The organism is Micromonospora violae, assembly GCF_004217135.1.
Lineage (GTDB): Bacteria > Actinomycetota > Actinomycetes > Mycobacteriales > Micromonosporaceae > Micromonospora > Micromonospora violae.
This window is the reverse complement of the sequence record NZ_SHKK01000001.1, coordinates 2,777,514-2,798,702: the sequence shown is the minus strand read 5'-3', so window position 1 is coordinate 2,798,702 and position 21,189 is coordinate 2,777,514. Positions and strand designations below refer to the sequence as shown.

The window sequence follows — 21,189 nt, the reverse complement described above, 5'->3', positions numbered from 1 at the left end:
GCGGTACTAGGTGCGCACACTCCACTGCTGGTTGGCGCCGCCGTGGCAGGCCCAGAGGTGAAGTTGCGTGCCATTGGCGGTGCCGGAACCGACGGCGTCGAGGCACAGCCCCGATTGGGCGCCGGTGATGGTGCCGTTGGAGTTCACGTTCCACTGTTGGTTGGACTGGCCGTTGCAGTCCCAGATGATCACTGCGGTGCCGTTGCTGGTGCCCGCTCCGCTGGCGTCCAGGCACTTGTTGCCGTAGACGGTCAGGGTGCGGTTGGCGGTGTGGGTCCAGCGCTGGTTGGTGCCACCGTGACAGTCCCACAGTTGCGGGCGGGCGCCGTTGCTGGTGCTGGAGTTGGGGACGTCGATGCACCTGCCGGACTGGGCGCCGGCGATCAGCACGTTCTGCTGGCCGACCGGCGGGGTCGTTGGCGGGGGAGTGGTGGGCGGCACATCGGAGCCGAACTGGGTGAAGAACCGCCACACCTCCTGCTTGACCCAGCTCCGCGCGCCGCTCTCACAGCCGGCGCACCCGTCCACCGGGCCTTGCTGGTGGCCACCGTCGAACGCGGCCCAGAGCACCGGATATCCGGGCTGGCAGGAGTACGCGGTGGTGATGTGGGTCAGGCTGCCGGCCCTCGGTTCCGGCGGGTTCTGCGCGGCGCAGCCGTTGTTCCGGACGAACCTGTCGCGCAGCGACCGCCCGCTGGGGATGTTGTCGTTGATGCCATGGATGCCCAGGTAGGCAACGGGCTGGGTGCCGCCGCTGCATCCGCTGATCGCCCCCGGGGCCGCGATTGCGGCGACCGCACGGAACACCGTCGGCCGGGAACACGCCAGCGAGTAGCTCATCGCGCCGCCGTAGCTGAACCCGACCGAGAAACGTTGTGTGGTGTCGACGCAGAGGGCGTTGTCGATCACGCGGATCATGTCGTCGGTGAAGGTCACGTCCTCGCCGTTGGAGTTGCCCCAACCGTTGTTGAGACCCTGCGGGGCGACGAAGATCGTGCTGTTGTTCGCCTGCGAGAGCATGCCGTAGTAGGCCCACGCGGCCCCGTCGGTGCCGCCCGACGCGACCTGACTGGCGGTGCCGCCCAACCAGTGGAACCCGAAGGCCAACCGGTGGGCATAGGTGTTGTTGTAGTTGTCCGGCAGCCGAAGGATGAAGCTGCGGCTCTTCCCGCTGCTCTGGATGGTGTGGGTGCCGCTGTTCAGCCCGGGTGCCTTGCCGCAGCCGGCAGTGGTGGCCGCGGCCGCCGGTGCGACGGTCGTGACGACGTACATGCCGACGGCGACCAGAACCATGACCGCCAGGCCTGCCCCCAACCAGGGGGCGGAGTGTTTACGACGTGGCACAGCTGAGTCTCCTTGCGCGTCAGTGGTCCTCTTCGGGCTCAACTCCGGCTCCACCGTTGGTTGGCCGCGCCGGTGCAGTCCCAGATCTGGACGCGGGTGCCGTTGGCCGTGCCGTTGCCGACCGTGTCCAGGCACCGGCCCGAACCCACTCCGGTGATCGAGCCGTCGGCATTGAACCGCCACTTCTGGTTGGACTGGCCGTTGCAGTCCCAAATGATCACCGAGGTGCCGTTCGCGGTGCCGGCGCCGTTGACGTCGAGGCACTTGCCCTCGAAGACGCGCAGTTCCTGGGCGGCGGTCGAGGTCCAGCTCTGGTTGCTCTGGCCGTGGCAGTCCCAGATGATCGCCGCCGCGCCGTTGGCCTGGGAGGCGCCGTTGACGTCCAGGCACCGTCCGGAGGATGTGCTGCGCAGGGCTGACGTGCCACTCGGTGGCGGAGTGGTCGTCGGCGGGGTCGTGGGATCGGTGCTACCGAACTGGGTGAAGAACCTCCACACCTCGCCCTTGGTCCAGGTCCTCGCGCCGCTGTCCCCGCCGCCGTCCACCGGGCCGGGGGTGTGCCCGCCGTCGAAGGCGGCCCACACCACGGGGTAGCCGGAACGGCAGCCGGAGTAGGTGGTGGTGATGTGAGTCAGACTGCCCGCTCTCGGCTCGGGTGGGCTCTGCGCGGTGCACCCGTTGTTGCGCACGAACGTGTCCCGCAGGGACCGTCCGGCGGAGACGTTGAGCACCGAGTCGCCGATGCCGTGGATTCCCATGTACGCGACCGGCTGGGTGCCGCCACTGCACCCGCTGAGCTGCCCACCGGAGTAGACCGCGACGGCGCGGAAGACACCTGGGCGGGAACAGGCCAGCGAGTAGCTCATGCCGCCGCCGTAGCTGAACCCGAGCGCGAAGCGCTGCGTGGTGTCGACACACAGATCCGCCTCGATCAGGCTGATCATGTTGTCCACGAAGGTGACGTCCTGGCCACCGGGGTTCGCCCAGCCGTTCCCGTTGCCCTGGGGAGCGACGAAGATGGTGCTGTTGTTCGCCTGCTGCCGCAGCCCGTAGTAGGACCAGGCCGCGCCGTCCGACCCGCCGCCGTCGACGTCGTTGGCGGTGCCGCCGTTCCAGTGGAATCCGAAGATCAACCGGTACGGGTGGTTCCGGTCGTAGTTGTCGGGGATCCGCAGGATGAAGCTGCGGTTCTGACCGCCGCTCTGGATGGTCCGTTGGCCGCTGGTCAACGTGGGTGCCTTGCCGCACCCGGCGGTCGCTGCGGCCGCGACGTTCGCGGCCGACGCGGGGCTCAGGCTGCCGGCCAGTGCCGCCGCGCTGACGGTCACGACGACGGCCGCCGCCGTCGCGAGAAGTCCAAGGATGGGTCTACGTCTGGTCATGAAGGGGCTCCCGCCACTTGGTGATCACACCGTGCGCCCGAACACCACGCGACCGTTCGCCGGACGGTGCCGAAACACCTGGCGCGGCGTCGAATCGATTCGCCCCGACGCTAGATCAGACAGTGAAGAATGTCAATGTCGTGTCGGGCGGATTGCGGCCCGGTGACCCGGTCAGACGCCCTTGAGATCGGCCGCGCCGAAGGAGACCGCGAATCGCTTGCACCAGATGGAGACGCTGCGGAAGTCGCGTGGGTCGACCGACGCCGGTAGGTCGTACACCTGGTTGCCCTTGTTGCCTTTGAGCCGTGCCAGCTCGACCCACTCGCCGTCGTCGAACACCCGCCAGCCGGCCACGCCTCGGGTGACGGGCTGGTCGGTCAGCCACACCCGCAGATCCGGACCGTTCGACGTGTTCAGGTCTCGGATGACCAGCTGGTGGCGGCCATCGGCGAGTCGGTGAATCTCGGCACTGCCGGTCGTCCGATGCTCGTGGGTGATGAACTCACCGACGGTCAGGATGGTGTTCCCCTCGGGCGTGGGTGCCGCGGAGGCCGGGGTCGCGGACGCCGGGGCGGGAGCGGCCGACGTCGTCACTGCGTGGGGGACAGCCTCGTCGACGTAGGTGTCGGTGAACAACTTCCACGGCTGGAACCAGTAGAGGGCCAGCATCACCACGACGACAGCGGCGGCGAGACCAGCTCGGACCACCGGCGACCGGAACATCCGTTTTCCCACCCCCGCAGCGTACGGGCGCGGTTGTTGTCGAACGCGTCGCGAACCCTTTCGGAACTCTTACGACGGCGTACCTGCCAGCGCCTGGCCGCACGGGCAGGCGCCCCGGTCCGCGGGCAACGTTCGCACCGCGTCGCCGAGCAGGATCCGCAGGCGTTCGACGTTCTGGGCGAAGACTCTGAACACCTCCTGCTGGGTCACGCCGTGACCGACCTCGACGCCCGAGTCGAGGTCGGTCACCAATGACAGCGCGGTGTAACACAGCGCCAGTTCGCGAGCCAGCACCGCTTCCGGGTGACCGGTCATGCCGACGACTGACCAGCCCTCCCGGCCGAACCACTGTGATTCGGCGCGGGTGGAGAACCGGGGACCGTCGATGACGACCATGGTGCCGCCGTCGACCGGTTGCCAACCAGCGGACCGGGCGGCGTCGAGCACCGTGACCCGCCCGACCGGGCAGTAGGGGTCGGCGAAGGGCACATGGACGACCGGGGATGGTTGCCCGTCCCTGTCGGGCTCTCCGTCGTAGTAGGTCTGCTCGCGACCAGTGGTCCGGTCGACCAGCTGGTCCGGCACGACCAGGGTCCCGGGTCCCAGCTCCGGGCGCAGGCCGCCCACGGCACCCGGCGCGAGCACCTGCCGGACGCCGAGTGCTCGCAGCGCCCACAGGTTGGCCCGGTAGTTGATGCGGTGTGGGGGGAGGGTGTGCCGGCGTCCGTGGCGCGGCAGGAACACCACCGGCCGCGCGGCGAGACTCCCGACGGACAGCGCGTCGCTCGGCGGCCCGTACGGTGTGTCGACGGTGACTTCGGTGACGTCGTCGAGGAACTCGTAGAGACCGGATCCGCCGATCACACCGATCGGCGCGCCATCGGTCGTGCTCACTTCTCCTGCTGACATGGGTACCCCTTCTTGGCGAAGACCAGAACGATCACGATCGCGGCCCAGACGACGGCCAGCGCGACAGCGAGCCCCAGTGGGTAGTCGCGGTCCGGTAGACCCGGGTTCGGCGGCGCCGACGGGGGTCGCCACAGCAGGGGCACCGCGATCAGCAGCAACGTGGCGCTGGCCAGCAGACCCGCGGCGATCCAGGCCCGGCGTATCCGGTCGGTGACCAGCCGGCCGAGCACCAGCCCGACCAGGCCGACCAGCGGTGCCACCAGGACGTCGTGCAGCACCGGGCCGCCGAGCAGCCACGGCAGGGTGGTGCCGAGTTGGGGAAGAAGCAGCCAACCGCCGTACGCCGTGGCCGCGGCACCGACCACCAGGAGGAGCAGCCGGACAGCCCTCACCGTCGTACCTCCAACCGGGCCACCCACTTCGTCTGGAGCACACCGGGTCGGCTCGGAGCGATGAGACGGCAGGGGTAACCGTGGTCGGGGGAGAGCTGCTCACCATTGATCCGCAGCGCGAGCAGGGTCAGCGGGTCGCTGGCGTGGGCCGCCGGGAGGGTGCTTGCCGCGTACAGGCCGTCGGTCTCCAGTGAGGTGATCCGAACCGGTCGGCCGGTCGGTGCGCCGGCCCACCGGAGCAACTCCACGACGGGCACGCCGGTCCAGCGGGCCGAGGCGCTCCAGCCCTCGACGCAGGCGATCGGCAACCGCGCCGTACGTTGCGGCAGAGCCGCCAGTTCGGTCAGCGACAGGCTGCTGCGTCCGCCCGGCCAGACGATCTCCAGTCGCCAGTCGGGTGGCACGACGATGTGTGCGGCAGCCGCCGTACGGTTGATCGGGATGCCCTGCGGTCCGGACGCGGAACGCCACGCCAGCGGCGACACCCGACGCAGCCACGGCACGGTGACCCCGGCGGTGGCGAGCACGGCGAGGCCGGCGACACCCGCCGATGTCCGCAGGAACGCCCGTCGCTCGGACGAGTCGCGATCGTCGCGACCTGGTTCGACCAGCGCTCTCTTGCGCCGCAGTGGGGTGCTCAGCGCCGTACGGGCGACCGGGAGCTTCACCGCGACGTGCAGCAGCATCGCGCCCGCCACCAGCCAGGCGACGGCGTAGTGCGCGGTCGGGAAGAAGAACCCCCACGGGTACGACTGGGCGACGTTGAACAGGCCCGTGACCAGCTCGAAGAAAGCGGCGCAGACCAGCACCAGGACGGAGATCCGTTCGAGGGCGTGGGTGGACAACCGGATCGGCTGTCGCCGGGGCGGACGGACGAACAGCCGGGGGTAGACGCTCCACAGTTTGGCCAGCAGCAACGGGATCGCCGCGACACCGGAGAGCACGTGGACGCCCTGGGTGATCCGGTAGAGGTTGACCGGTCGGGTCGGCCAGGTGAACCAGCCCGGCGGGTGCTGGATGTAGTGGCTCAGCAGTCCGGTGCCGAAACACAACCCGAACGCCACCGCGAGCCAGAGGCCGAGCCGGGCGGCGACCAGCGGTGAGTGCGAGGGCGCGGTGAAGTCGTCCGGTGCGGGGATGCGTGGCCGGCGGATCATGAGCGCACCAACTCGACGAACCAGCGTGGACCGAACCGGAAACGGTCGGCGACCCGCAGGCCGGCAGCGGCGGCGGTACGGGCCACCACCTCCGCTCCGACCCGCGCCCAGGCGAACGGTGGTCCCTGCGATGTCCGCTCGCCGGACGATCCGGACAGGACGTACGCCTGTCCCTGCCACAGCCCGGCCCCCGGGGGCTCCACCTCGATCACCAGCGTGCCGTCGGCCGCGATCAGGGCGCCGCAGCGGCGCAGCAGCCGGACCGGGTCGCCACCGATGCCGATGTTGCCGTCGACGAGCAGTGCATGTGCCCACCTCCCCTCGCCGGGAAGGGGTGCGAAGACGTCGCGTCGCAGCGCGACCACACCCCGGCCCTGGGTCAGGCGTACCGCCTCGGCGGAGATGTCCACCCCCAGTGCGACGAGGCCTCGCTGGGCGAGTGCCCTGGTCAGCCGGCCGGGGCCGCAGCCAAGATCGATGGTGGGTCCGGTGCAGCGGGCGGCGACGGACTCGATCGCCGGTTCGGGCGGGCCGTGCCAGCGCCGCACCGGCAACAGGTCACGTCGCCCGTCGGTGTGCACCAGCCAGTGGTCGGGCGGGGCCGGAGGCGACGGGGCGACCGGCGTACCGCACGCGTCTTGGTCGGCGGGCCAGCCAGCGAGGCGGCCCAGCACCACGTCGAAACCGTCGAGACTGATCGTCGAATTCACCGGCGGCGTCCGCTCACCACCTGGCCGCCCACCGACTCCACGGCAGCCGCGAAGCGGGTGCCGGGCAGGTCGGCGGCGACCGCCAGCGCTGTCGACCAGTCGTCGACATCCCGCTGAACGGGCAGGATCGCCGGGTGTATGCCCCGCCCGCGCAGCGCGGCGAGGGTACGACGACCGGTGTCTCCGGTCGACATGGGCACCTCGCGCAGCACCGTCGCGTACGCCGGGTCGCGTAACCCCAGTGCCCACCAGCCGCCGTCGAGTGCCGGGCCGAGCACCGCCTCGTGTTCGGTGAGCCGCCGTAGCGCGGTGGTCAGCAGGGCCGGCCGGATCTGCGGGGTGTCCATGCCGATCTGCAACACCGGCCGGCCGGGGAATGCGGCAGCGGTGTCGGCGTGGGCGTTCGCGAGGCGGTCGGCGAACGTGCCGCCGCGCTGCGGAAGCAGGTGCCAGCCGGCCAGCGCGGCGGTCAGCTCCACGCTGTGTTCGGCGTCGGCGAATCGACCGGTGTGGGCCAGCACGGGAATCGTCGACGCGGTGGCGCGTACCGCTGCGAGGGTGTCCAGCAGCGACGCCGCGGCGACCCGGGCCGCCTGGGTGGGATCCGCGGGCGGGCAGAGGCGCGTCTTGGCCAGCCCGGCCACCGGTGCCTTCGCGACCAGGAGCAGGACATTCACCGGGCACCACCGACGTCGGCACGCAGCACTCCGACAAAATCCCGGGTCGCGCGCGCCGTGCCCCGGACCGACCCGGAGACCTTCGAGCTGGTGCCGGCCGCCCGTGGCGCGTACGCGACGTCCAACTCGACAATCCGCCAGCCCGCCTCGGCCGCGCGCAGCAGCAACTCCAGGGGGTAGCCGAACGCGCGGTCCTTGACACCGAGCTCGAGGAGCGCCGCCCGGCGGGCCACCCGGATCGGGCTGATGTCGTACACCGGCACACCACGACGTCGCAGCAGCGCCGCGACCAGCGCGTTCCCGCTGCGGGCATGCCACGGCCAGGCATCCGTCGAGATCGGCCGACGCCGCCCGACGGCGAGATCAGCCCGACCGTCGAGCACCGCCGCGACGAGGCGGGGCAGCTCGGCGGGGTCGAACGAGCCGTCCGCGTCGAGCACGCAGACCAGATCCCCGTCCGCCGCCAGCAGGCCGGCGTGTACGGCCGCGCCGTACCCGCGTCGAGGCTCGTGGACGACCCGGGCCCCGTGTTCGGCGGCGACGACCGGCGAACCGTCCGTGGAGCCGTTGTCGACAACGATGGCGCGGTAGCCGGGCGGCAGCGCGCTCAGTACGGCAGGCAGTGCGGCCGCCTCGTCCAGACACGGCAGCACCACGTCGATGGTTGTGTGCATACCGGCGACGCTAGGCCCGCCACGGGCCGTCCGGACCGCTCTGTCTCCTTACGAATCCCTTACCCGGCACCGGATCTTACGACTCCCTGACGTCTGACCGTCTGACGGTGGGATGCCTGGTCAGAGGTCGTATCGTCGGCCGTCACCATGACCATGATGACCCGGCCGGGACGACCCCGGTCCGCCGACCTGATCATCCTCGGGGCCGAGGTGGCCCTGCTCGCCGTCGCCGCCGCCGTCGGCGCACTGCTCAACCATCAGGGCGTGCGGCTGCATGCCGACGCGGCGCCGCTCTACGCCTCCTGGCAACCCCATGTGGGGCCTGGCACCCCTCTCGCGCTTCTCGTCGCGGCCGTGGTCGTCTGGCGGGGCACCCGGTGGGGGGCCGACGCGCCGTGGCCACGACTGCTGCTCGTCGGCTACCTCGCCTCGGTGCTCTGGACGCTGTCGTTGGCCCTGGTGGACGGCTGGTCCGCTGGCTTGACCGAGCGGCTCACCGTGCAGGCCGAGTACCTGCACGAGGTGCCCCGGGTGACGGATGTCGGCATCATGCTGTCCGGCTTCGCCGACCGGATCCTCGACTTCCAACCCGATTCGTGGTCCACCCACACCGCCGGCCATCCACCGGGCGCGTTGCTGTTCTTCGTCGGGCTGGAGCGGATCGGCCTGGGCGGTGGGACCGCCGCCGGGCTCGCCTGTGTGCTGCTCGGAGCCACGATCTCGGTGTCGGTTCCGGTGGCGTTGCGGGCGCTCGGCGTCGACGACGCGGCCCGGGCGGTGTGGCCGTTCCTGGTGCTCTTCCCGGGGGCGGTCTGGGTGGGCGCGTCCGCGGACGGGATCTTCGCCGCGGTGGTCGCGGCCGGGCTGGCGCTGCTGGTGGCCGGTGGCCGACCGGGCGCCGCCGTCGGCGGGTTGCTCCTCGGCGTCGCGCTCTACCTGTCGTACGGGTTCGTCCTGGTCGGGGTGCTCGCGTTGGCCGTGGTGCTGCTCCGGGCCCGGGACCGCCTCGGTGTGCTCCTGGTCGCGGCGACGGCGGTCGCGGCCGTCGTCGCCGTGTTCACCGTCGCCGGCTTCTGGTGGCTGGACGGCTACCACCTGGTGGCACGCCGCTACTACCAGGGCTGGGCGGCGGAGCGTCCCTACGGCTACTGGGTCTGGGCGAATCTCGCCGCCCTGCTGCTCTCCGCCGGCCCGGTGGTCGGGCCGGCGCTGCGACGTGCGGTGGCCGCCGTGGCGATCCGGCCACCGCACCCACCGCGCGCGATCGCCCTCCGGCAGCGGATCGCCACGGCCGGACCCACGGTGTGGTTGCCCATCGCGGCGGCGGCGGCCGTGCTGGCGGCGGACCTGTCCGGGCTGAGCAAGGCCGAGGTCGAGCGGATCTGGCTACCGTTCGCGGTCTGGCTGCTGGTCGCCACCGCGCACCTGCCCAGCGGCCACCGACGGTGGTGGTTGGCGGCCCAGGCCGCCACGGCGCTCGCCGTCAACCACCTACTGTGGACGGTGTCGTGACCGACGCCGGATCGCGCATCACGGCGGTCGTGAAGTCCGCGATGCCAGCGGCGAAGCCGACCCGGGCGGTGAATCCAAGCAGCCGGGTGGCGCGGGCCGGATCGGCCACGACGTGCCGTACGTCCGACGCCCGCCCGCCCCCGACCGTCACCGGCGCTGGCCCGCCCATCGCCGAGGCCAGCTCGTGGGCCAACTCGCCGACGGTGTGCGGTTCACCCGAGCAGACGTTGACCGGCGTCAGCGGATCCGGTGCCGGCGTCATCAGGGCCAGCAGGTTGGCCGCGGCCACATCGGTCACGTGCACGAAGTCGCGCCGTTGCCGGCCGTCCTCCAGCACCCGGGGCGGCCGGCCGGCGGCCAGAGCCGACCGGAAAATCGACGCGACCCCCGAGTACGGGGTGTCGCGGGGCATCCGCGCACCGTAGACGTTGTGGTACCGCAGGGCCCACACCGATCCGCCGGTCTGCCGGGCCCAGGCGCCGGCGAGGTGTTCCTGGGCCAGCTTGGTGGCGGCGTACGTGCTGTGCGGCTCCAGCGGTGCGTCCTCGGGCACGAGGCCGGGCGAGAGCGCCCGGTCGCAGCGCGGGCAGGTCGGCTCGTACCGGCCCTCGGCCAGGTCGGCGACCCGGCGGCCGGCAGGCCGGACGATTCCGTGGGTGGCGCAGTGGTAGCGGCCCTCGCCGTAGACCACCATCGAGCTGGCCAGCACCAGCCGGCGCACCCCGGCGGCGTGCATCGCCGCGAGGAGGGTGGCCGTGGCGAGGTCGTTGTGGGCGGCGTACCGGGGGGCGTCCGCCGGGTCGATGCCGTGACCGACCATGGCCGCCTGATGGCAGACCGCGTCGACCCCGCTCAGCAGTCGGGTCAGCAGGCCCTCGTCGCGTACGTCACCGACCACGAGGTCGTGCCGCTCGCTCCAGGACGGCGCGGTCGTGCCGTGCGCCTCGGGCAGCAGCGCGTCCACGGCCACCACCTCGTGCCCGCCGTCGGTGAGCAGGTCGGCGACGTGGGAACCGATGAACCCGGCAGCACCGGTGACAAGTATCCGCATTCCGGTCACCGTATGACCCCGCGTACGCCGGCGCGGGCCTGCGCTGGCAGCCGTAAGAACCCCGCAAGGTTTGCTGGTGCGGGCGGACCCCGATGCGTGGCTACGCTGGGCCGATGGACAGCTGGGGGAGACGTTGACCGGCCGGAACGGGGAAGGTTCGTGACGCAGCGCGTGCTGGTGGTCGACGACGATCAGACCGTGAGCGACGTCATCCGTCGTTACCTCGAGAACGACGGCTTCCAGGTGAGCCTCGCGGCGGACGGTGCGGCGGCGCTGGCGGCGGTGGAGCGTCAGGCGCCACACCTGGTCGTGCTCGACCTGATGCTGCCCCGGATCAGCGGTCTGGAGGTGTGCCGGGCGCTGCGGGTACGACCGGACGGCGTACCGATCGTCATGCTGACCGCCCGCGGTGACGAGTCCGACCGGATCCTCGGGCTGCAACTCGGCGCGGACGACTACCTGACCAAGCCCTTCTCCCCCCGGGAACTGGTGCTGCGGGTCCGCTCGGTGCTGCGCCGGGCCGGCGGTGCGACGCCACCCGAGCGGCCGGAGGCGCTCACCGACGGCGACCTGGTGGTGCACACGACCTCCCGAACCGCCCGCCTCGCCGGTCGGGACCTGGCGCTGACACTGCGCGAATTCGACCTGCTCGTCCACCTCCTGCGGCATCCGTCCCGGGTGTTCGGCCGGGCCGAACTTCTCGAACAGGTCTGGGGCTGGAACTTCGGCGACCACTCGACCGTGACCGTGCACGTACGCCGACTGCGGGAGAAGATCGAGGCCAACCCGGCCGATCCGCAGCGGATCGTGACGGTCTGGGGCGTCGGCTACCGCTACGAGCCCGCCGATGCGTGACGTACTGCTGATCTTCGCGATCGCCCTCGGCGCGGCACTGGCCATCGGGCTCGCCGGTGCGGTGCTGCTGCGCGCGCTGCGCCGCAGCTCGATCACCGTGCATCTCAGCGTGCTGCTCACCACCACGGTGGTCGCCGTCGCGGTCGGAGTGATGGCGGTCGCGGAAGCGATGTTCCTCTCCGCACACGACCTTGAGGTGGTCCTGATCACCGTCGCGGCGGCGGCGGTGGTCAGCCTCGCCGTCGGCGGGCACTTCGGCCGGCGACTGGCCCGCGCCGCGGTCTGGCGTGACCAGGCCCGGGAGCGGGAACGGCAACTGGAGAAGGGCCGCCGCGACCTGGTCGCCTGGGTCTCCCACGACCTGCGGACTCCACTCGCCGGGCTGCGGGCCATGGCGGAGGCGTTGGAGGACCGGGTGGTTCGCGACCCGGACACGGTCGACGAGTACCACCGACGCATCCGACTGGAGACCGACCGGATGACCCGACTCGTCGACGACCTGTTCGAGCTGTCCCGGATCAACGCCGGAGCGCTGCGGCTGTCGTTGACGGCGGTGCCGCTCGGTGAGGTGGTCTCGGATGCGCTGGCCAGCACCACCCCGTTGGCCGACGCTCGCCGGATCAAGCTGATCGCCAGCGAGACGGGGTGGCCGACGGTCGCCGCGAGCGAACCGGAGTTGGCGCGGGTCGTGGCGAACCTGCTGCTCAACGCGGTCCGCTACACCCCGGCCGACGGCACCGTACGCATCGAAGCTGGCCGGGAGGAGGATCACGCCTGGCTGTCGGTCGCCGACACCTGTGGCGGCATTCCGTCAGCCGACCTTCCCCGGCTGTTCGACATCGCGTTCCGTGGCGAACCGGCCCGTACGCCCGGTCCTGGCGACGGTGGGGCGTCCGGAGGCCTCGGCCTGGCCATCGTTCGAGGCCTGGTGGAGGCGCATGGAGGCCGGGTCGAAGTGCGCAACACCTCTGACGGCTGCCAGTTCATGGTCCGGCTGGCCACCGCCTGACGCGGTCCGCGGGACCACACCGTTTGTCGGATCTGACTACGCTTTCCCCTGTCCCGGATGTGGTCGAGGGAGGGCGCATGTCGGTGAATGAGCCGGCGAGTGGGGAGTTCGCTCGCATGCTGGACGCGACGGTTGGCGCGTTGCGCGCCGCCGGCACCGCGCCGCAGGACGAGGAGGCCGCGCGCCTGCGCCGGGTCGGTGAGTCCGCGGACGGGCAGGTCCGTGCCGAGTTCGGCGCTGATGGCCGACTGGAGTCGCTGACGGTGGATCCACGGCTGATGCAGCTCGGCTCGGCCGAGGTCGGCGACCACGTGATCGCGGCCGTGAACGCGGCGATCGACTCGATGCGCGGCGGCGGCCCGACACCGGCCGCCGGTGACCTCTCGCAGTTGACTGAGCAGCTGGAACAGGTTCGTGACACCGCGGTGCCGCGACTCGGAGCGTTCCTTCAGGCGCTCACGGACGCGCAGGAGCGGATGGCCCGAGGCGGCACCCGGTGAGCGGCTTCGAGGTCGAGCCGGCGTTGCTGCGCTCCGGGGGCGATGAGGTCATTGGCGCCGCCGAACGCTTCATCGGGCAGCTGGAGAGCTTCGAGGCGCAGATGCAGGGGTACGGCGAGCCGTGGGGCGCCGACGACATCGGCTCGCTGATCGGCATCGCGTACACGGAGGCGTCCACCTGGGTTCTGGACTGCATCGGCGTGGCCGCCGAGGAGATCGGCTCGGCCGGTAGCGACCTGACGCGGATGGCCGACAACTTCGAGCTGGTCGAGGAGGCCGCCACGAACGCGCTGCGCGACATCCAGGGAATGTTGGGGTGACGGCATGGGACTCCAGCTACCGGGCGAGCTGATCACGGCACTGAGCTGGATCGGTTTCACCTGGCCCGAGGCGGACGAGGAAAAGCTGTTCGAGATGGGCCAGGCCTGGCTGGATTTCTCCGGCACGGTCGCCGACGCCTCCGGGGCGGCCGGTTCGGCCGCGGCGGCGATCTGGTCGCAACACCAGGGCGAGTCGGTGCAGGCGTTCCAGAAGTGGTGGTCCAACCCGGAGAGTGGTCCGGGAACGCTTCCGGACTACTCCCAGGCCGCGGTGCTGATCGGCACCGGTCTGATCATCGCCGCCGCGATCGTCCTCGCGCTGAAGATCCAGGTGATCGTCCAGTTGGCGATCCTCGCCTTCCAGGTGGCGCAGGCCATCGCCACCGCCGCCGTCTCGTTCGGCGCGACGCTGGCCGAGATCCCGATCTTCCAGATGATCACGCGGGAGATCGTCGGTCTGCTGATCGACCAGGTGATCCAGGAGCTCCTCGATGCCTAGCAGGGCGCCGAAGAGCTCGAAGAAGCGCGGTGGCGCGGCCAAGCCGAAGGTCGGCAAGGGCGTCCGCGCGGCGGTGAAGAAGGCCGCCGCCAAGCCGGTGGTGCGCAACAACGATCTGCCCGAGGTCACGATCAAGGTGCAGCGCAGGTCGTTCCACGCGCGCGGCCAGTTTGACCGCAAGATGAACGCGTTGAAGAAGCTCAGCGACGAGGGCAAGCTGTTCAAGCAGGCGAACCCGGTCGCTCGGGACAAGAAGATCACGGCCGACTACAAGAAGCGCATCCGGCAGAAGATCTTCGACAAGTACTGGCCCCACGACAAGAACATGGCGAACAGACTCGCTGCCCGGCTCCGCAAGCAGCAGCCCGACCACGTGTGGGAGCTGCAACTCGGCGGCGCCGACGACGTTAGTAATCTGAAGCTCCTGCACGGTCGAACAAACTGGGATGTCGGCGGGCAAATCTGGCATCAGATCAAGAACCTGCCCGACGGCACACCGATCCGAATAGAGGTAGTGGATTGAATCCCGAGTTGCGGGAGCTCATCGCGGAACTGCGTACCGACCTGGAGGCGGACCAACCGGCGACGCTGGCCTGGGCCCAGATCAACGAGGGCGCTCCGGCCGACCAGATTCCCGCCGAGCTGCCGCAGCCGGTCCGGGAGCTGCTGGAGACCGCCAACGGCATCCTGGCCGGCGCGTTCGACCTGCCCGCAGTCACGGACCTCGACGACATCCAGTACTACCTCGAGCAGATGCCCGAGTTCACCGGCGTCGCGGACGAACCCGCCGAGTGGCTGGTCATCGGCACGCTGAACGACGAGCCGCTGCTGATCCGACGCGACACCGGCGCGGTCTGGTACTTCCCGGCCGAGACCACCGACGAGTGGTTCATGCGGGAGCTGTTCCTCGACGTCGCGCCGGACCTCGACTCATTTCTCGCCTACTACGTCTTCGGCCCCGGCTACGGCGTCGCCTTCGACGACGACGAGTGGTGGGGCTTCCTCGACGAGCACGGTCTGACCGAGCCCGGTGACGACGAGGAGGCGGACGATTGACCGCAACACATGAGGAGCTCACCGCGCTCTGGGGCTCCGACGGGATGATCTACTTCCCGCTCGACCGGTTCGACGACGTCCTCGGCCCGCTGACGCCCGAGGTCTTCCCGCCGTTCGGGGCCATCCCGGTCGACGTGCCGATCCTGTTCACGGTCGACGTCGACGTGCCCGGCATGGAGCTGTTCTCCAAACTGAAGATCGAGATCGGCGACGCCGACCCCCGCATCCACATCGTCCTCGGCAGTTCCCCCGAAGACCCGCAGCTGCTCTTCTGTCTCGACGCGCTGACCGGCGCCGTCGTCCTGCTGGACCTGGAGACTCCCAACTTCGAGGCGGTCAACGCGACCTTCGCCGCGTTCGTCGAGTTCCTCTACCGGCTCGGCGGGCTCATCGCGACCGACCCCGGCGGCCGGGCCCGCGCCGCCCGCGCCGCCGCGATCCGCGCCGACCTGATGGACGTCGACTCGTCCGCCTTCGCCGACCCGAAGTCCTGGTGGAGCATGGCCTTCGACCAGCTGGAGTCCACCAGCGGGTAGCCTCGCCGCAGGGGACGTGGCTCAACCGACCCGTTGGGCCAGCACCTGCCCCGGCCAGGATCCAGCCAGGAAGGTCTCGGTGGGCGTGAACCCGTGGCGCTCGTAGAACGCCACCAACTCGCCACCGCCGCCCGCCCAGCAGTCGACCCGGAGCAACCGCACGCCGGCTCGCCGGGTTTCGTCCACGGCGTGTGCCAACAGGGCCGAGCCGAGTTTGCGGCCGGCGAACCGTCGGTCGGTGACCAGGAGGCGGACGTACCGCTCGGGTTCGTCCGCAGGCGCGATCGGCGCCCGCGGATCGGGCCCGGAGTCCAGCACCAGGGCTGCGGCCGGCGCCCCGTCCACTTCCGCGATGTACGGAAGGTTCTCGGTCAGATACCGATCGACCTGGTCGGTCCTTGCGGGCTGTTCCGAGAACGGCGTCGTGCCCCACTGCTCGGTGTTGCCGCGAGCATTCATCCACACCACCGCGGAGTCGAGCATGTCCAGTACGGCGGGTGCGTCGCCCGGGCCACCTCGTCTGATGCGTACGCCGCCGGTGGTGTCGTCCATGGCGGAATGCTAGTCCGACGGTTGGCCGATCACGGTCGAGGGCGTCATTCGGCCTGACTCCCGCCCCCGGAGCCCAGGGTCCGATCCATCGTCGCCAGCAGGCGTTCAAGGGTTCTGCGGTCGCTGTCGCTGAGGTCGCGCAAGATGGCTGCCTCGTTGGCCAGATGTTCCTCGATGAGCCGGTCGGTCAGCGTCACGCCGGCCGGAGTCAGCCCGACCACTCTGCCGCGTGCGTCGGCTGCGGCGACCGAGCGGGACACGAGGCCGCGGGCGATGAGCCGGTCCACCCGCTTGGTCACCGCTCCGGTGGTCACGAGCATCCGGTGGCTCAACTGGCCCGCCGTGAGGGCGTACGGCGCACCCTCGCGGCGCAGCGCCGCGAGCACGTCGAAGTCGCCGTTGCCGAGGTTCGCCGCGGCGAACGGCGGGCGGAGGACCGCATCGAGTACGGCGGCCAGATGCTGGATGCGACCGATGATCAGCAACGGGCTGGGGTCGAGGTCTGGTCGTTCGCGGCCCCACTGACCAACGATGTCGGCGATCCGATCGTGCTCCACGGTTGCATCTTACCTTCCGGGGAAGATAAATTGTCTTCCGTGGAAGACAACTCGATGCCATCATCCGTTCCGGCGGTCACGGCGTACGTGGACCCGTCCTGCCCCTTCGCCTGGATCACCTCCCGCTGGCTCATGGAGGTCGCGCAGATGCGGCCACTCGATCTGCGGTTCGAGGTGATGAGCCTCGCGGTGATCAACGAGCATCGCGACCTGGAGCCCTGGTACCGCGAATTCAACGACCGGGCGTGGGGTCCGGCCAGGGTGTGCGTGGCGGCAGCCGAACACCACGGCTCCGCCGTCCTCACCCGGCTGTACCCGGCGCTTGGCCGCCGGATCCACGACGCCGGCGACAAGAACTTCGACACCGTCGTCCCGCTGGCCCTGGCCGAGGCCGGCCTCCCCGCCGACCTGGCCGACGCCGCGCACCGCAGTGACCTTGACCCGCAGATGCGCGCGAGCACCGCCCGGGCGCAGCAACTGGTGGGCGAGGACCTCGGCACCCCGACGGTCGTCGTCGACGACGTAGCCTTCTTCGGCCCCGTACTGAGCTCGATCCCCCGAGGGGAGGAGGCCGTCCGCGTCTTCGAGGGTGCCCGGATGCTCGCCGGCTGCCCGGCGTTCTCCGAACTCAAGCGCGCCCGCTCCGACGGCCTCAGCTTCGCGTAGCTTGACCGCGACCCGCCTCAGCGCTCGGGACGGCCCCGGTGCGCGGCCCACTCGGCGGCGAGGATCGACATCACGGTGGCGTCAACCCAGTCGTCGCCGTCGCGCAGGACCTGCCGCAGCACACCCTCGGCGACGAAGCCGACCTTCTCGTACACCCGCCGGGCCCGCGGGTTGAAGGCGAACACCTCCAACGAGATGCGGTGCAGGCCGAGCCGCTCGAAACCGTGGCCGACGACCAGGCGTACCGCCTCGGTGCCCAGGCCACGGTCGCGGCCGGCGGCGGTGAGCAGGGTGCGGAAGTTGCAGTTGCGGTTGACCGGGTCCCAGTCGTTCAGGACCACCTCGCCGACGCACGCCCCGGTGGCCCGGTCCACAACCGCCAGGTCGAGTCGGTCGGTCTGGGCGTTGCGGCTGCCGTACCAGGAACGCATCCGCTCCTCATCGGGGACGTCGTCGGCCGGGCTGCCGGTCAACCGAACCACCTCGGGGTCGACCACCGCGGCCCGGAAGGTGTCCAGGTCGTCGTCGACGAGGGGACGCAGGATCACCCGCTCGCCGGTGAGCGTCGGCTTGATCGAGAAGTCGGGCGTCGCCTGGTCATTGCGCATCGACCGATCTTCGGCGGGGGCACCCGGCACAGGCAACCGGTTTCCGGTCGTCGTCCGGCGTGGTCGGGGGCGCTTGCCGGATATGGGTTCGAGGCGGGTGGTCAGTGATCGACCAACCACCATCGAGCCCGAAGCGATGATCGCTGCCCTACTCGGCACGCCATGCCCGTAACGCACGCACGGCGGTCGAGGACACGGCGGCCAGTTCGGGCTGCGTCGGCAGAAACACCGTGGGTATGCCCAGCGACTGGTTCATCGCTGCGAGCTGGTATTCAGCCCGAAGGTCGGTGGTGTTACGAACGCCGCGGACGATCACTCCTACTTCCCGGAGACGACAGTAGGTGGCGGTCAGCCCGCTCCAGGCCGCAACGGTGACCGAGGTCCACTCGACCGGCAGGATGGCCCGGACAGCGGCCGCTCGCTCCTCTTCATCGCTGCCGGGATGCTTGATGCTGTTGGCCGCGACAAGCACCACCACCTCGTCGAAGAGTGCGCGTGCCCGGTCCACCACATTTACATGCCCCGGAGTGAAGGGATCGAAGCTGCCGGGGTAGACGGCTCGCACCCGTACACGGCCGGAGGTCTGTGCTGTCGGATGCGAAGGTGCGGGCGTCACGGCCGCAAGACCCGCTGCGCGTCGCGGATGACCTGCTCCGAGGCGATGGGTGCCCACGAGGCGAACAGTTCCCGGAAGTAGGTCCCATGCCGGTCCAGCATCGCAGGATCGTGCTCGATGACGTCCAGTTCGTTGACGATGCTCAGGTCCGCCAGCGACCGGAGTTGATCCGCATCCGGCGTACGCACCTGACGGGCGAAGCGGTCGAAGACCTCGCCGGTCTTTGCCAGCTCCCGCCAGCTGCGTCCACGGTCGCAGGCACCGTACAGATAGACAATGTCCTCGGCGTCGGCACCCACGAGGTCCCGCAGCGCGGCCCGATCGGCCCGATCAAGCAGGGTGAGGTCGAACCCGTCGGTGCCGTAGACGGCATGGGTGAGGCCTGCGGCTTGCACGTCACGGCTACAGCCGAGCACGGCGAGTCGTTCGCTGACCCGACAGAGGTGGGCGTACAGGTTGCCGCCGGGATGGGCGATCTGCTCAGCTCCATGCCGGCGGAGCCAGACCCGCACGCCGTCGTCGGTGCTCATGGTCCGACTGTAGGTATCCGCCGTCGGATTCGGCGGCCACCGGCCTGGGCGATATGTCACAGCGCCGTGGATACCTCCGGCGACGCGACGGCCGCGCGCGTCGTCGTGGTCCAAAATGCGAGGGGTACGCGGAGCGGCGGTGCCGCACACTCGTCAGCATGTTGGCATCGGTTCGAAGCGTCGCGGAGTTGGCCGCCGCGCAGGCGCAGGGTCATCGGGCCAAGTTCCTGTTCTTCTGGGGGCATCAGCCCGAGCGTGACGGGGGTGTCGGGGCGGGCTGCCTGAGCCAGTGGTGGCCGGCGCCCTTCACAGTCGACGAACGACGGTTCCCGACTGCGGAGCACTACATGATGTGGCGCAAGGCCACCCTGTTCGACGACCGCGCGATAGCGGAACAGATCTTGGCCGCACCGCATCCGCACGCCGCGAAGGCGCTGGGCGCACGTGTCGCGGGTTTCGATGAGCAGACCTGGAGCGAACACCGTTTTGCCATCGTGGTGGCCGGCAACCTTGCGAAGTTCGACCAGCATCCGGCGCTGCGGGCGTTTCTGCTGGCCACCGGGCAGCGGGTGCTGGTGGAGGCCAGCCCGTACGACCGGGTCTGGGGTATCGGTCTGAGGCGTGACGATGCGGCTGCGGGTGACCCGGCCGGTTGGCGAGGTCTCAACCTGCTCGGCTTCGCTCTCATGCAGGTTCGTCGATGCCTTGACACTGGCGGATGCGATCGCTAACACTTGTCCGCAACGCGAGCTTAACGAACCGAACACATTGCGCCGGTAGTGGCACGTGGCGGGTCAGAGGTGTCACGTCGGGCGCGTTGTCCCGTCCCCGAAATCGCTGGAGCCCGAACTCGATCAACAGTTGTTAACGCTAACATAGATGATCTTTCTGAGGGGGTCGGGATCGTGGTTCCACGGCGAGCATCGATCATGCGGCTACGTACCGTCCTCGTGCTCTCCGCCGTGACCGCCGCGGCCGTCGTGGTGATTGCCGACCGGCCAGCTCACGCGGCCACACTGCCGACCGGAGCCGTCTCGCTGGAGGCGGTGAACCAGACCGGACGGTACGTGCGGCACATCGACTATCTCGGTCAGCTTGACCCGGTGACCTCCAGCAGCACCAACCAGACCAAGCTGGATGCCACCTTCACGGTGGTCAACGGTCTGGCGTCGCCGACCTGCTACTCGTTCCAGACCAAGACCGGCCTGTTCCTCAGGCACCGTGACTACCGGCTCCGGGTCGACCCGAATACCGGCGACCCGACGTTCCGTGCCGACGCCACCTTCTGCGCGGTGGACGGCTCGGTCAGCGGGTCAGTGGCGCTGGCGTCGTACAACTATCCGACCCGGCGGATCCGGCACCGCGACTTCGCCCTCTGGCTCGACGCCTACCAGGACACGGCCGCGTTCCGCGCGGACAGCTCCTTCCGGCTCGTCGCGCCCTGGGCGTCCAGGACCACCAAGGGCCCGGCGATCCCGGGCCTCTTCGCCGACCCGCACATCGCCGTGTTCAACGGCCGCTACTACCTGTACCCGACCACCGACGGCTATGCGAGTTGGGCGGGCACCTACTACAAGGCGTTCTCCTCCACTGATCTGGTCAACTGGACCGACCACGGTGTGATCCTCGACCACGGCCCGGACGTGTCCTGGGCGGACAACTCCGCCTGGGCGCCGGCGGTGGCGAGCGCCAACGGCCGCTACTACCTGTACTTCAGTGGCGGAGCGGCCAGCGGTAACACGGCCAAACACCTGGGCGTGGCGGTGGCCGACAGCCCCACCGGGCCGTTCCGTGACGCGCTGGGCCGGCCGCTCATCCGCAGCGACCAGTTCTCCGGTGGGCAGACCATCGACCCCATGGTGTTCACCGACGACGACGGGCGGTCCTACCTGTACTGGGGGCAGGGCGTCGCGCGGGTGGTGCGGCTGAACGCCGATTTGGTCTCCTTCGACTCGGCGCAGGTGCGGGTCATCACCCCGTCGGGCTACAACGAGGCGCCGTTCGTGTTCAAGCGCAACGGGCTCTACTACTTCATGTGGTCGGAGAACGACACGCGCAGTGAGGACTACCGGGTCGCCTACGCCACCGGAGCATCACCCCTCGGACCGTGGACCAGACGCGGCGTGGTGCTGCAGAAGCGTCTCGAGGTCGGCATCAAGGGCACCGGTCACCACTCCGTGGTCCGAGTGCCCGGCAGCGACACCTGGTACATCGCCTACCACCGGTTCGCCGTGCCGGCCGGCAACGGCACCAACCGGGAGACCGCCATCGACCGGATGGAGTTCAACACCGACGGCACTATCCGTCCCGTCGTCCCAACCCTCTAGCTGACTGTTGAGCCCCCGCGAAGGAGA

Annotated in this window: 27 protein-coding genes; 12 read left to right on the top strand and 15 right to left on the bottom strand. The window is 70.1% G+C overall.

From position 1 onward, the window contains the following. Positions 1 to 6 precede the first annotated feature (6 nt). The 9 genes from EV382_RS12625 to EV382_RS12585 form a co-directional block, all read right to left on the bottom strand. A complete protein-coding gene (locus EV382_RS12625; protein ID WP_130408747.1) occupies positions 7 to 1,293 on the bottom strand; it encodes a ricin-type beta-trefoil lectin domain protein in 1,287 nt (428 codons plus the stop codon). Between the two features lie 89 nt (positions 1,294 to 1,382). After that, positions 1,383 to 2,726 carry a ricin-type beta-trefoil lectin domain protein gene (locus tag EV382_RS12620; protein WP_130401753.1) on the bottom strand — a complete coding sequence of 448 codons (1,344 nt, stop codon included), beginning with the start codon at positions 2,724 to 2,726 and terminating at the stop codon, positions 1,383 to 1,385. Between the two features lie 171 nt (positions 2,727 to 2,897). Next, positions 2,898 to 3,461, bottom strand: coding sequence for a DM13 domain-containing protein (locus EV382_RS12615; protein ID WP_425271893.1), 564 nt, complete (start codon positions 3,459 to 3,461; stop codon positions 2,898 to 2,900). Between the two features lie 57 nt (positions 3,462 to 3,518). Next, positions 3,519 to 4,343, bottom strand: a complete 825-nt coding sequence (locus tag EV382_RS12610; protein ID WP_425271892.1) for an S-methyl-5'-thioadenosine phosphorylase — start codon at positions 4,341 to 4,343, stop codon at positions 3,519 to 3,521. Continuing rightward, complete coding sequence (locus EV382_RS12605) at positions 4,340 to 4,750, bottom strand: hypothetical protein (protein WP_130401751.1); 411 nt, start codon at positions 4,748 to 4,750, stop codon at positions 4,340 to 4,342. The genes EV382_RS12610 and EV382_RS12605 overlap by 4 nt, the downstream gene beginning before the upstream one ends. Then, the gene (locus EV382_RS12600) at positions 4,747 to 5,907 is read right to left on the bottom strand and encodes a molybdopterin-dependent oxidoreductase (RefSeq protein ID WP_130401750.1); all 1,161 of its coding nucleotides are present in this window, start codon (positions 5,905 to 5,907) and stop codon (positions 4,747 to 4,749) included. The genes EV382_RS12605 and EV382_RS12600 overlap by 4 nt, the downstream gene beginning before the upstream one ends. Next, complete coding sequence (locus EV382_RS12595; protein ID WP_425271891.1) at positions 5,904 to 6,617, bottom strand: methyltransferase domain-containing protein; 714 nt, start codon at positions 6,615 to 6,617, stop codon at positions 5,904 to 5,906. The genes EV382_RS12600 and EV382_RS12595 overlap by 4 nt, the downstream gene beginning before the upstream one ends. Continuing rightward, the gene (locus tag EV382_RS12590; protein WP_130401749.1) at positions 6,614 to 7,294 is read right to left on the bottom strand and encodes a TIGR04282 family arsenosugar biosynthesis glycosyltransferase; all 681 of its coding nucleotides are present in this window, start codon (positions 7,292 to 7,294) and stop codon (positions 6,614 to 6,616) included. Before EV382_RS12590 ends, EV382_RS12595 begins: the two co-directional genes overlap by 4 nt. Continuing rightward, positions 7,291 to 7,968: a glycosyltransferase family 2 protein gene (locus EV382_RS12585; RefSeq protein ID WP_130401748.1), complete on the bottom strand. Its 678-nt coding sequence runs from the start codon at positions 7,966 to 7,968 to the stop codon at positions 7,291 to 7,293. The genes EV382_RS12590 and EV382_RS12585 overlap by 4 nt, the downstream gene beginning before the upstream one ends. 147 nt (positions 7,969 to 8,115) lie before the next feature. Between EV382_RS12585 and EV382_RS12580 the strand changes: the two genes are divergently transcribed. Then, positions 8,116 to 9,480, top strand: a complete 1,365-nt coding sequence (locus EV382_RS12580) for a hypothetical protein (RefSeq protein ID WP_130401747.1) — start codon at positions 8,116 to 8,118, stop codon at positions 9,478 to 9,480. Here EV382_RS12580 and EV382_RS12575 read toward each other — a convergent pair. Next, a complete protein-coding gene (locus EV382_RS12575; protein ID WP_130401746.1) occupies positions 9,452 to 10,531 on the bottom strand; it encodes an NAD-dependent epimerase/dehydratase family protein in 1,080 nt (359 codons plus the stop codon). The two genes, EV382_RS12580 and EV382_RS12575, sit on opposite strands and share 29 nt — an antisense overlap. Positions 10,532 to 10,690: 159 nt before the next feature. Here EV382_RS12575 and EV382_RS12570 point away from each other — a divergent pair, with 159 nt between their 5' ends. The 8 genes from EV382_RS12570 (at position 10,691) to EV382_RS12535 (ending at position 15,306) form a co-directional block, all read left to right on the top strand. Further along, positions 10,691 to 11,386, top strand: a complete 696-nt coding sequence (locus tag EV382_RS12570) for a response regulator transcription factor (protein WP_130401745.1) — start codon at positions 10,691 to 10,693, stop codon at positions 11,384 to 11,386. Continuing rightward, a complete protein-coding gene (locus tag EV382_RS12565; RefSeq protein ID WP_130401744.1) occupies positions 11,379 to 12,395 on the top strand; it encodes a sensor histidine kinase in 1,017 nt (338 codons plus the stop codon). The genes EV382_RS12570 and EV382_RS12565 overlap by 8 nt, the downstream gene beginning before the upstream one ends. A 77-nt stretch (positions 12,396 to 12,472) precedes the next feature. After that, positions 12,473 to 12,895, top strand: coding sequence for a YbaB/EbfC family nucleoid-associated protein (locus EV382_RS12560; RefSeq protein WP_130401743.1), 423 nt, complete (start codon positions 12,473 to 12,475; stop codon positions 12,893 to 12,895). Next, entirely contained in the window at positions 12,892 to 13,215 is a 324-nt protein-coding gene (locus tag EV382_RS12555; protein WP_130401742.1) for a hypothetical protein, read from the top strand. Before EV382_RS12560 ends, EV382_RS12555 begins: the two co-directional genes overlap by 4 nt. 4 nt (positions 13,216 to 13,219) lie before the next feature. Then, positions 13,220 to 13,714: a WXG100-like domain-containing protein gene (locus EV382_RS12550; RefSeq protein WP_130401741.1), complete on the top strand. Its 495-nt coding sequence runs from the start codon at positions 13,220 to 13,222 to the stop codon at positions 13,712 to 13,714. After that, a complete protein-coding gene (locus tag EV382_RS12545; RefSeq protein ID WP_130401740.1) occupies positions 13,707 to 14,237 on the top strand; it encodes an endonuclease in 531 nt (176 codons plus the stop codon). Before EV382_RS12550 ends, EV382_RS12545 begins: the two co-directional genes overlap by 8 nt. A gap of 8 nt (positions 14,238 to 14,245) precedes the next feature. Continuing rightward, positions 14,246 to 14,770, top strand: a complete 525-nt coding sequence (locus EV382_RS12540) for an SUKH-4 family immunity protein (protein WP_244236650.1) — start codon at positions 14,246 to 14,248, stop codon at positions 14,768 to 14,770. Next, positions 14,767 to 15,306, top strand: a complete 540-nt coding sequence (locus EV382_RS12535) for an SUKH-4 family immunity protein (RefSeq protein ID WP_130401738.1) — start codon at positions 14,767 to 14,769, stop codon at positions 15,304 to 15,306. The genes EV382_RS12540 and EV382_RS12535 overlap by 4 nt, the downstream gene beginning before the upstream one ends. A gap of 21 nt (positions 15,307 to 15,327) precedes the next feature. On the opposite strand, the gene EV382_RS12530 is transcribed toward EV382_RS12535, so the two are convergent. Then, positions 15,328 to 15,858, bottom strand: a complete 531-nt coding sequence (locus tag EV382_RS12530; protein WP_130401737.1) for a GNAT family N-acetyltransferase — start codon at positions 15,856 to 15,858, stop codon at positions 15,328 to 15,330. 44 nt (positions 15,859 to 15,902) lie between these two features. Beyond that, a complete protein-coding gene (locus EV382_RS12525) occupies positions 15,903 to 16,415 on the bottom strand; it encodes a MarR family winged helix-turn-helix transcriptional regulator (RefSeq protein WP_130401736.1) in 513 nt (170 codons plus the stop codon). A 39-nt stretch (positions 16,416 to 16,454) separates the two neighbouring features. Here EV382_RS12525 and EV382_RS12520 point away from each other — a divergent pair, with 39 nt between their 5' ends. Next, positions 16,455 to 17,081, top strand: a complete 627-nt coding sequence (locus EV382_RS12520; protein ID WP_425271890.1) for a mycothiol-dependent nitroreductase Rv2466c family protein — start codon at positions 16,455 to 16,457, stop codon at positions 17,079 to 17,081. A 17-nt stretch (positions 17,082 to 17,098) separates the two neighbouring features. Here EV382_RS12520 and EV382_RS12515 read toward each other — a convergent pair whose 3' ends face one another. The 3 genes from EV382_RS12515 to EV382_RS12505 form a co-directional block, all read right to left on the bottom strand. Continuing rightward, a complete protein-coding gene (locus tag EV382_RS12515) occupies positions 17,099 to 17,689 on the bottom strand; it encodes a GNAT family N-acetyltransferase (protein WP_130401735.1) in 591 nt (196 codons plus the stop codon). Positions 17,690 to 17,837: 148 nt separating this feature from the next. Then, positions 17,838 to 18,254: a pantetheine-phosphate adenylyltransferase gene (gene coaD, locus EV382_RS12510; RefSeq protein WP_244236649.1), complete on the bottom strand. Its 417-nt coding sequence runs from the start codon at positions 18,252 to 18,254 to the stop codon at positions 17,838 to 17,840. A 47-nt stretch (positions 18,255 to 18,301) separates the two neighbouring features. Then, positions 18,302 to 18,835 (bottom strand): DUF6817 domain-containing protein, encoded by a 534-nt coding sequence (locus EV382_RS12505; protein WP_130401733.1) that lies wholly within the window; start codon positions 18,833 to 18,835, stop codon positions 18,302 to 18,304. 158 nt (positions 18,836 to 18,993) lie between these two features. On the opposite strand from EV382_RS12505, the gene EV382_RS12500 reads away from it, so the two are divergent. Both EV382_RS12500 and EV382_RS12495 read left to right on the top strand, forming a co-directional pair. Continuing rightward, positions 18,994 to 19,566, top strand: coding sequence for an NADAR family protein (locus EV382_RS12500; RefSeq protein WP_130401732.1), 573 nt, complete (start codon positions 18,994 to 18,996; stop codon positions 19,564 to 19,566). Between the two features lie 198 nt (positions 19,567 to 19,764). Further along, positions 19,765 to 21,162 (top strand): family 43 glycosylhydrolase, encoded by a 1,398-nt coding sequence (locus EV382_RS12495; protein WP_208758389.1) that lies wholly within the window; start codon positions 19,765 to 19,767, stop codon positions 21,160 to 21,162. Positions 21,163 to 21,189: the final 27 nt, after the last annotated feature.